This is a genomic window from Microbacterium sp. P5_B6 (assembly GCF_056400345.1).
In genome coordinates this window covers 215,456-225,531 of the sequence record NZ_JBFULL010000007.1, presented here as the reverse complement: position 1 = coordinate 225,531, position 10,076 = coordinate 215,456, and the positions used below count along the sequence as shown (strand labels likewise).

Sequence of the window (10,076 nt, the reverse complement as noted above, 5' to 3'; positions counted from 1 at the left end):
GCGCTGAGCCTCGCCGATGGCCTCGTGCAGGTCAACTTCGTCGACGAAGAAGGCGACGGCGCCTGGCAGAGCTTCTCCGAGAAGCTCGCCTGCCCCAACGGGCACCCGCTCCAGCTCACCGAGATCGAGCCCCGCACGTTCTCGTTCAACGCGCCGTTCGGCGCATGCCCCGTGTGCTCCGGCCTCGGAACCCGCATGTCGGTCGACGTCGACCTCATGCTCGGCGATCAAGACCTCTCGATCCGCGAAGGCGTCATCATTCCCTGGACGACCCAGGGCAAGGGCCTCTTCCAGTACTACGAGCGGCTGCTCGAAGGACTCGCGCACGACCTCGACTTCTCACTCGACACCCCGTGGCGGATGCTGCGCGCCGAAGTGCGCGAGGCTGTGCTGCGCGGTGAGAACTACAAGGTCACCGTGCGCTGGAAGAACCGGTACGGGCGCGAGATGCGCTACTCGTCCGGCTTCGAGGGCGTGGTGCCGTATATCGAGCGGCAGTACACGCAGGCCGAATCCGACACGCAGCGCCAGCGCTGGGCCGACTACCTGCGCGAGGTGCCGTGCGCCGTCTGCCACGGCGATCGGCTCAAGCCCGAGGTCCTCTCGGTGCTCGTGCACGGGCATTCCATCGCGGATGCCTCGCGCCTGAGCCTCGCGGACGCGCAGGCGTACTTCGCCCAGCTCGACCTCACCGACCGCGAGGCGATCATCGCGGCGCAGGTGCTGCGCGAGATCCGGCTCCGCCTGGAGTTCCTCATCGAGGTGGGGCTCAACTATCTCAACCTCAGCCGATCGGCGGGTTCGCTCTCGGGCGGCGAAGCGCAGCGCATCCGGCTCGCGACGCAGATCGGCTCAGGCCTCACGGGCGTGCTCTACGTGCTCGACGAACCTTCGATCGGCCTTCACCAGCGCGACAACCGCCGGCTCATCGAGACGCTGGTCAAGCTCCGCGATCTCGGCAACACGCTGATCGTCGTCGAACACGACGAGGAGACGATCCACGCGGCCGACTGGATCGTCGACATCGGCCCCCGTGCGGGCGTCGATGGGGGAGAGGTCGTCCACTCCGGGCCCCTGGCGTCGCTCCTCGAGGACCGCCACTCGATCACCGGCGATTACCTCGCCGGTCGCCGCGAGATCCCGACCCCGAAGAAGCGCCGCAAGATCGACAAGAGCCGGCAGATCTCGGTCGTCGGCGCCCGTGAGAACAACCTCAAGAACGTGACGGTCGACTTCCCGCTCGGCGTGCTCACGGCGGTCACGGGCGTGAGCGGGTCCGGCAAGTCCTCACTCGTGAACGACATCCTCTACCAGGTCCTCGCGACGAAGCTCAACGGCGCCCGACGCGTCGCGGGCAAGCACACCCGGGTGGTGGGCCTCGACAATCTCGACAAGGTCGTGCACGTCGACCAGGCGCCCATCGGCCGCACGCCGCGCTCCAATCCGGCGACCTACACGGGCGTCTTCGACCGGGTCCGCACGCTCTTCAGTGAGACGCCCGAGGCGAAGGTGCGCGGCTACCAGCCCGGGCGCTTCAGCTTCAACGTCAAGGGCGGCCGCTGCGAAGCGTGCTCCGGTGACGGCACCATCAAGATCGAGATGAACTTCCTCCCCGATGTGTACGTGGACTGCGAGGTGTGCCACGGCAAGCGGTACAACCGCGACACGCTCGCCGTGCACTACAAGGGCAAGAACATCGCCGAGGTGCTCGAGATGCCGATCTCCGAGGCGGCCGAGTTCTTCGAGCCGATCCAGGCGATCCACCGGTACCTGCGCACCCTCGTCGACGTGGGCCTCGGCTACGTCCGGCTCGGCCAGTCGGCGACGACCCTCTCGGGCGGCGAAGCGCAGCGCGTGAAGCTCGCGACAGAGCTGCAGCGACGCTCAAACGGGCGCTCGATCTATGTCCTCGACGAACCGACCACCGGACTGCACTTCGAAGACGTGCGGCGCCTGCTCGAGGTTCTCGGCGGACTCGTCGACAAGGGCAACACGGTCATCGTCATCGAGCACAACCTCGACGTCATCAAGTCCGCGGACTGGGTGATCGACCTCGGGCCCGAAGGCGGTTCCGGCGGCGGCGAGGTCATCGCCACCGGCACGCCGGAGCAGGTCGCGCGCGTCGAGCGCAGCCACACCGGAGCCTTCCTCGCGGAGGCGCTCGGCATCCGTCCCTCCGCGGCTGACGTGCGCAAAGCCGGCTGAGGCGGATGGGCACGTCCACTCGCACCCCGACGGTCGCCTACAAGCCCAAGCCCGGCGAGATCCCGACCAACCCCGGCGTCTATCGCTTCCGCGACGCCGACGGCCGCGTGCTCTACGTCGGCAAGGCGAAGAACCTGCGCGCCCGCCTCTCGAACTACTTCGCCCCGCTGCACACCCTGCACGAGCGCACTCGGCGCATGGTGACGACCGCGGCCTCCGTCGAATGGACGGTCGTCGCGACCGACGTGGACTCGCTGCAGCTCGAATACCAGTGGATCAAGGAGTTCGACCCGCCCTTCAACGTCCGCTACAAGGACGACAAGTCCTACCCCTTCATGGCCATCACCCTCGCCGACGAGGCCCCACGGGTGATCGTCACGCGCAATCACCGCATCAAGGGCGCGAAGTACTTCGGGCCCTACCCGAAGGTCTGGGCGGTGCACGACACGATCGACCTGATGATCCGGGTCTTCCCCATCCGCACGTGCAGCGACTCGTCGTACAAGAAGGCGATGGCCTCCGGGCGCCCGTGCTTCCCCGGCCAGATCGGCCGCTGCGGGGGGCCGTGCTCGATGAGGGTCACGATCGAGGAGCACCGCGCGATCGTCGACGACTTCGTGGCGTTCATGTCGGGCGGCGACCAGCGGTTCACCCGTGAGCTCACGGCGCGCATGCGGGAGGCGTCGGCCGCGATGGACTACGAATCCGCGGCCGGCTATCGCGACAAGCTGCAGGCCATCGACGCGGTGCTCAACAAGAGCGCACTGGTGCTCGCCCCCGACACGGATGCCGATCTGTTCGGCATCGCCGAGGACGAGCTGGCCGCGACAGTCCAGCACTTCGTCATCCGCGGCGGCCGGGTCCGAGGCGTGCGCGCGACCACGATTGAGAAGGAACTCGACATCACGGGCGCCGACCTCGTCGACCAGGTGCTCCAGCACGCGTACGGCGGCGCCCAGCAGGCCGACATCCCGCGTCAGGTCCTCGTGCCCGAGCTTCCCGACGACGCCGCCGAGCTCGAGGAGTGGCTCCGAGACCGGCGAGGGCGCAACGTCAGCCTTCAGGTCGCGCAGCGCGGGCGCAAGGCCGATCTCATGCGCACCGCGACGCTCAACGCGCAGCAGGCCCTCATGCTCCACAAGACCCGGCGCACCAGCGACTACGTCGCGCGGACGCAGGCACTCACCGACCTGCAGGACGCCCTGGGCCTGGCTGAGGCGCCCCTGAGGATCGAGTGCTTCGACGTCTCGCACCTCAGCGGCACGAACGTCGTCGCGTCGATGGTGGTCTTCGAGGACGGGCTTCCACGCAAAGACCAGTACCGCTCCTTCGGCGTTCCCGAGACGACCGACGACACCGATTCGCTCTACCAGGTGCTCACCCGCCGTCTGGCTTACGTCGACCGGAGCGACGATCTGTCGGCGGGCCCGGCATCCGAGCAGATCATTGCACCCGTGCAGGGAGCGGATGCCGTGGCCGGCGCCTCCGGCGATGACGAGGTGGTCGTGACCGAGCGCCGGCGACCGCGATTCGCCTACCGGCCCCAGCTGCTCGTCGTCGACGGCGGCAAGCCCCAGGTCGAGGCGGCGGCACGTGCGCTCCGCGACGCGGGCCACGAGGAGATCGCCCTGTGCGGCATCGCCAAGCGCCTCGAGGAGGTGTGGATGCCGGGGGAGGACTTCCCGGTGATCCTGCCCCGCACGAGCGAGGCGCTCTATCTGCTGCAGCGCCTCCGCGACGAGGCCCACCGCTTCGCGATCACGCATCAGCGCAAGCGCCGTCGCCGCGACATCCAGAGCGTCCTGGCCGAGATCCCGGGGCTGGGCGATGCCCGCATCAAGGCGCTGCTTCGTCATTTCGGGTCGGTCGCGGCTCTCAAGCAGGCGACGCCGGAGCAGATCACCGAGCTCCCCGGCGTCGGGCCCAAGCTCGCAGCATCCATTCACGCGCACCTGACGGATTCAGAATCCGAGAGGGTGGTGAATCGCTAGGCTGATTCGGGGGTAGGGGTGGTCATGACGGATGAGACGAACGACGACACCGGCGAACTGCTGATCGTCACCGGGATGTCGGGTGCCGGGCGCTCGACCGCGGCGAACGTGCTGGAGGATCTCGACTGGTACGTCGTCGACAATCTGCCGCCGCAGATGCTCAAGCCCCTGTTCGACCTCTCGAACCTCGCTGGAGAGGCGCTTCCCAAGGTCGCGGTCGTCGTAGACGTGCGCGGCCGAGATCTCTTCGCGGGCCTTCCCGAAGTCACGCGGGCCATGAGGGATGCTCGGCAGCATGTCCGCGTGCTGTTCCTGGATGCCTCGGATGACGTGCTGGTCCGCCGCTTCGAGGCGGTGCGAAGACCGCACCCGCTGCAGGGGGACGGGACGATCCTGGACGGGATCCGCAATGAGCGCGAGCGTCTCGCGCACGTGCGCGAGAGCGCCGACCTGCTGATCGACACCTCCTCGTACAACATCCATCAGCTCGCGACGCAGGTGGCCGACCTCTTCACGAAGGAGGGGACGGCGAAGCACACGGTCACCCTGCAGAGCTTCGGCTTCAAGTACGGGCTGCCGCCGGATGCCGATCTCGTCGCCGACATGCGCTTCCTGCCGAATCCGTTCTGGAACGAGGAGCTCCGCCCCTTCACCGGCGAGGACGATGCCGTCCGCGACTACGTGCTCGCCCAGGAGGGAGCACGTGAGTTCCTCGACTCGTACACCGCCGCGCTGGCACCGGTGCTCGAGGGCTACCAGCGTGAGAACAAGCGCCACTCCGTCGTCGCGGTAGGGTGCACCGGCGGAAAGCATCGCTCGGTCGCCATGGCCAATGAACTCGCCTCCCGGCTGTCGCAGCTGCCCGGCCTGGCGGTCCGCGTAAAGCATCGGGACCTCGGCCGCGAGTAGGCTGGACGTTCGTCCCTGAACCCCATCGCGAGGAGTCCCGTGTCGCTGACCGCCGACGTCAAAGCCGAGCTGACCGCCGTTCGCGACCCTCGCCCGACGGCGCGTGTGGCCGAACTGACGTCGCTGCTGAGGTTCTCGGGCGGCCTGCACTCGATCGCCAATCGGGTGGCCGTCGAGGCGGAGCTCGATTCGGACGTCCTCGCGCGCAGGGTCGCCCGTGATCTCGTGGAGATCTACGGCGTGAGGCCTGAACTCGTGCACGTGCAGGGATCCGGAGCCCGCGCCGGCAGCCACTACGCGGTCCGCGTGATCGAGGGCGGCGAGACGCTCGCTCGTCAGACCGGCCTGCTCGACCAGCGCCGGCGTCCGGTGCGCGGCCTCCCCAACAAGCTGACGACTGGCTCGCGACCCGACCTCGCAGCGGTGTGGCGCGGCGCCTTCCTCGCTTCGGGCAGTCTCAGTGAGCCCGGCCGGACCGCCGCGCTCGAGATCGCCTGCCCGTCGGGCGAGGCCGCGATGGCCCTCGTCGGCGCCGCCCACCGGCTGGGAATCGCCGCCAAGGCGCGTGAAGTGCGGGGAGTGCCGCGCGTCGTCGTGCGCGAGGCCGAGGGCATCCGGATGGCCCTCGCTGCGATGGGCGCCGGACGCGCCGCCGCCGAGTGGGACCAGCTCCGACAGCGGCGAGAGGTCCGCGCAGGTGTCAATCGCCTCGTCAACTTCGACGACGCCAACCTTCGCCGCTCGGCGCAGGCCGCCGTCGCGGCGTGCGCGCGAGTCGAGCGCGCCCTCGAGATCCTCGGGGAGGAAGTGCCGCCGCACCTGCGCGAAGCGGGGGATCTGCGCCTCGCTCATCGCGACGCGAGCCTCGACGAGCTCGGACACTTCGCCGACCCGCCGCTGACGAAGGACGCCGTGGCGGGCCGCATCCGCCGCCTGCTGGCGATGGCCGACAAGAAGGCCGAGGTGGACGGGATCTCGGGCACCGAGGCCGCCGTGCCGGTGGGCGCAGAGGACTGAGCGAGGACGGATGCCGCACCCTCGGCATCCTCTCGACCTATCGGACGTCATCCGAGGAAGCAACCCGCCTGTCAGGGCGCTGCCCCTCACTAGGATGAAATCGTCACCCTCGCTGACGCCGGGGAGCGCCTGGCGCAGCGCCGACAGGAAGAAGAGAACATGGCGAAGTACACGCTGCCCGAACTCACCTACGACTACGCCGCGCTCCAGCCGCACATCAGCGCGACGATCATGGAGCTGCATCACAGCAAGCACCACCAGGCGTATGTCACGGGAGCAAACACCGCGCTCGAGCAGCTCGCCGAGGCGCGCGACACGGGCAACCTCGCGAACGTCAACAAGCTCGAGAAGGACCTCGCGTTCAATCTCGGTGGTCACACGAACCACTCGATCTTCTGGACCAACCTCTCGCCCAACGGCGGCGACAAGCCGACCGGCGACCTCGAATCCGCGATCGACGACCACTTCGGCTCGTTCGACAAGTTCCAGGCCCACTTCACCGCCGCTGCACTCGGCGTGCAGGGCTCGGGGTGGGCGGGGCTCTTCTGGGACTCGATCGGCGAGAACCTGATCATCCAGCAGTTCTTCGACCAGCAGTCGCAGTTCGCGGCCGGCTCGGTGCCGCTCCTTCTGCTCGACGTCTGGGAGCACGCGTACTACCTCGACTACAAGAACGTGCGCGCCGACTACGTCAAGGCGTTCTGGAACATCGCGGACTGGTCGAATGTTCAGACCCGCTTCACGATTGCCCGTGAGAAGACAGCAGGCCTGCTGGTACTGTCATAGAAAATGCGGCTGTCCCGGTGGGATGACCGCCGGGACGCCGTTGTCCAGATCGTCTGTATGCAACAATCGCGCACTCGCGCATGACACCTCAGGAGATATTCCGTGACCGTCAAGATCGGAATCAACGGCTTCGGCCGCATCGGACGCAACTACCTTCGCGCGGCTCTCGCGCAGGGTGCTGACCTCGAAATCGTCGCGGTCAACGACCTCACCGACAACAAGACCCTCGCCCACCTCCTCAAGTACGACTCGGTCGGCGGGCGCTTGAGCGAAGACGTCTCGTACGACGCGGACTCGATCACGGTCGGCGGCAAGTCGATCAAGGTCTTCGAAGAGCGCGACCCCGCGAACCTGCCCTGGGGCGAGCTCGGCGTCGACATCGTGATCGAGTCGACCGGCCGCTTCACCAAGGCCGAGGACGCCAAGAAGCACATCGCGGGCGGGGCCAAGAAGGTCCTGATCTCGGCTCCCGCGACGGGTGACGACGTCACGATCGTCATGGGCGTCAACGAGGGTGACTACGACCCCGACAACCACGTCATCATCTCGAACGCCTCGTGCACCACGAACTGCCTCGCGCCGCTCGCCAAGGTCTTCAACGACGCGTTCGGCATCGAGCGCGGCTTCATGATGACCGCACACGCCTACACGGCCGACCAGAACCTGCAGGACGGCCCGCACAGCGACCTGCGCCGTGCGCGCGGTGCTGCGATCAACATCGTTCCGGCCTCGACAGGTGCCGCCAAGGCCATCGGGCACGTGCTGCCCGAGCTCAACGGCAAGCTGAGCGGCGGCTCGTACCGCGTGCCGGTGCCCACCGGCTCGATCGTCGACCTCACGATCATCACGCCCACCGAGGGCCTCACGATCGACCAGGTCAACGCCGCCTACGAGGCCGCAGCGGCGGAGGGCTCGCTCGTCGGGTACCTCAAGTACACGGCAGATCCGATCGTCTCGAGCGACATCCAGCTCGACCCGCACTCGTCGATCTTCGACTCGGAGCTGACCAACGTCAGCGGCAACCTGGTCAAGGTCTCGGCGTGGTACGACAACGAGTGGGGCTACTCGAACCGCCTCGTCGACCTCACCGAGTACGTCGCCGAAAAGCTCTAAGCCGCATCATGGCTCTGCGCACCCTCGACTCGCTGGGTTCGCTGGCCGGCAAGCGCGTCATCGTCCGTGCTGACCTCAACGTTCCTCTCCAGGACGCGGTCATCACGGACGATGGCCGTGTGCGGGCCACGCTCCCCACGCTGAACGCCCTCATCAACCAGGGCGCCCGCGTCATCGTCTGCTCGCACCTCGGTCGCCCGGACGGCTCCCCGAACCCGAAGTACAGCCTCGAGCCGGTCGCACAGCGGCTGTCCGAGCTCCTCGGCAAGCCCGTCGCGTTCGCGCGCGACACCGTGGGCGAATCGGCCCACGAGGCTGTGGCGGCGCTGGAGGACGGCGACATCGCCATCATCGAGAACCTCCGCTTCAACGCCGGTGAGACCGCCAAGGACGAGGGTGAGCGCCGCGCCTTCGCGTCCCAGCTCGCCGAACTCGGCGACGTGCTTGTGTCTGATGGCTTCGGTGTCGTCCACCGCAAGCAGGCCTCGGTCTACGAGCTGGCCGAGCTCCTGCCCTCCGCAGCCGGCTTCCTCATCGAGAAGGAGGTCGACGTCCTCGACCGCCTCACTGAGAAGCCCGAGCGCCCGTACACGGTCATCCTCGGCGGATCGAAGGTCAGCGACAAGCTGGGGGTCATCGAGCACCTGCTGCCGAGGGTCGACAAGATCCTCGTCGGCGGCGGCATGATGTACACCTTCCTCGCGGCCCAGGGCCACAGCGTCGGGGCGAGCCTGCTCGAGCAGGACCAGCTCGACACGGTCAAGGGCTACATCGCCACGGCCGAGGAGCGCGGAGTGGAGTTCGTCCTCCCGGTCGACGTGGTCGTCGCCGCGTCGTTCTCGGCGGATGCAGAGCACGTCGTGACGCCGGCATCCGGCATCGAGGACACGGCGTTCGGCGCCTCGGGCCTCGGCCTCGACATCGGGCCCGAGACGGCGACGCTGTTCGCCGACGTGGTGCGCTCGAGCAAGACCGTCTTCTGGAACGGCCCGATGGGGGTGTTCGAGATGGCGGCCTTCGCGGCCGGCACCAAGGCCGTCGCCGAGGCGCTCACCGAGGTCGACGGACTCTCGGTCGTCGGCGGCGGGGATTCCGCAGCCGCCGTTCGTCAGCTCGGCTTCTCGGACGACGCCTTCGGTCACATCTCCACAGGTGGCGGCGCGAGCCTCGAATTCCTCGAGGGCAAGAAACTTCCCGGACTGGAGGTCCTCGGATGGCAGTGACAGGTCGTACTCCGCTTCTGGCGGGCAACTGGAAGATGAATCTCGACCACCTCCAGGCGGTCGCGTTCGTCCAGAAGCTCCACTGGACGCTCAAGGACGCCAAGCACGAGGACGGCTCGGTCGAGGTCGCGGTCTTCCCGCCCTTCACCGACATCCGCACGGTGCAGACGCTCCTCGACGCCGACAAGATCCCGTTCGCGCTGGGCGCGCAGGACCTCTCGACGAAGGATTCCGGTGCGTACACCGGCGAGATCTCCGGTGCCTTCCTCGCCAAGCTCGACGTCCGTTACGTGATCATCGGTCACTCGGAGCGTCGTGAATATCACGCCGAGACGGATGACGTCATCGCGGCGAAGGTTCAGGCGGCGCTCCGGCACCAGCTCGTGCCGGTCATCTGCGTGGGTGAGACAGCGGACGACCTCGAGAAGTTCGGGGCGAGTGCGGTGCCGGTGGGTCAGCTGCAGGTCGCACTCGACGGTGTGCCGAGCGATGCCGACATCGTCGTGGCCTACGAGCCGGTCTGGGCGATCGGATCGGGCAAGGCGGCGACGCCCGAGCAGGCGCAGGACGTGTGCGCCAAGCTGCGCGACGTCATCGCCGACAAGCTCGGGAAGGATGCTGCCGACCGCACCCGCGTGCTGTACGGCGGGTCGGTCAAGTCGTCCAATATCGCGAGCTACATGCGCGAGCCGGATGTCGACGGGGCCCTGGTGGGAGGCGCAAGTCTCGTCGTCGACGAGTTCGCTGTGATCATCCGCTACCAGAAGCACGTCGGCGTCTGACGCCGCCGGTATACTCGATCCTTGTGCGATCCGCGGGATCGCAGCGAAAG

At 67.8% G+C, this 10,076-nt stretch carries 8 protein-coding genes; all 8 read left to right on the top strand.

The window, feature by feature from the left end:
- Nucleotides 1-2,205: excinuclease ABC subunit UvrA (uvrA, locus tag AC1DP3_RS12365; protein ID WP_477293660.1), on the top strand; the 2,205-nt coding region annotated here is incomplete at its 5' end.
- Between the two features lie 5 nt (nt 2,206-2,210).
- Nucleotides 2,211-4,196, top strand: a complete 1,986-nt coding sequence (gene uvrC / locus AC1DP3_RS12360) for an excinuclease ABC subunit UvrC (protein WP_477293658.1) — start codon at nt 2,211-2,213, stop codon at nt 4,194-4,196.
- 24 nt (nt 4,197-4,220) lie between these two features.
- Complete coding sequence (gene rapZ, locus AC1DP3_RS12355; RefSeq protein WP_477293657.1) at nt 4,221-5,105, top strand: RNase adapter RapZ; 885 nt, start codon at nt 4,221-4,223, stop codon at nt 5,103-5,105.
- A 39-nt stretch (nt 5,106-5,144) separates the two neighbouring features.
- On the top strand, nt 5,145-6,122 hold the full coding sequence (gene whiA, locus AC1DP3_RS12350) for a DNA-binding protein WhiA (protein ID WP_477293655.1): 978 nt from the start codon (nt 5,145-5,147) through the stop codon (nt 6,120-6,122).
- 159 nt (nt 6,123-6,281) lie between these two features.
- Nucleotides 6,282-6,908 (top strand): superoxide dismutase, encoded by a 627-nt coding sequence (locus AC1DP3_RS12345; RefSeq protein ID WP_477293653.1) that lies wholly within the window; start codon nt 6,282-6,284, stop codon nt 6,906-6,908.
- 102 nt (nt 6,909-7,010) lie between these two features.
- Nucleotides 7,011-8,021 carry a type I glyceraldehyde-3-phosphate dehydrogenase gene (gap, locus tag AC1DP3_RS12340; RefSeq protein ID WP_477293651.1) on the top strand — a complete coding sequence of 337 codons (1,011 nt, stop codon included), beginning with the start codon at nt 7,011-7,013 and terminating at the stop codon, nt 8,019-8,021.
- Nucleotides 8,022-8,029: 8 nt separating this feature from the next.
- Nucleotides 8,030-9,244 carry a phosphoglycerate kinase gene (locus tag AC1DP3_RS12335; protein WP_477293649.1) on the top strand — a complete coding sequence of 405 codons (1,215 nt, stop codon included), beginning with the start codon at nt 8,030-8,032 and terminating at the stop codon, nt 9,242-9,244.
- Nucleotides 9,235-10,026, top strand: coding sequence for a triose-phosphate isomerase (gene tpiA / locus AC1DP3_RS12330; protein ID WP_477293647.1), 792 nt, complete (start codon nt 9,235-9,237; stop codon nt 10,024-10,026). The genes AC1DP3_RS12335 and tpiA overlap by 10 nt, the downstream gene beginning before the upstream one ends.
- Nucleotides 10,027-10,076: the final 50 nt, after the last annotated feature.

Bases quoted from the DNA above. Each gene is read 5' to 3' on its own strand.
- uvrC (WP_477293658.1), top strand. From the start codon at position 2,211: ATGGGCACGTCCACTCGCACCCCGACGGTCGCCTACAAGCCCAAGCCC.
- AC1DP3_RS12345 (WP_477293653.1), top strand. From the start codon at position 6,282: ATGGCGAAGTACACGCTGCCCGAACTCACCTACGACTACGCCGCGCTC.
- AC1DP3_RS12335 (WP_477293649.1), top strand. From the start codon at position 8,030: ATGGCTCTGCGCACCCTCGACTCGCTGGGTTCGCTGGCCGGCAAGCGC.
- tpiA (WP_477293647.1), top strand. From the start codon at position 9,235: ATGGCAGTGACAGGTCGTACTCCGCTTCTGGCGGGCAACTGGAAGATG.
- rapZ (WP_477293657.1), top strand. From the start codon at position 4,221: ATGACGGATGAGACGAACGACGACACCGGCGAACTGCTGATCGTCACC.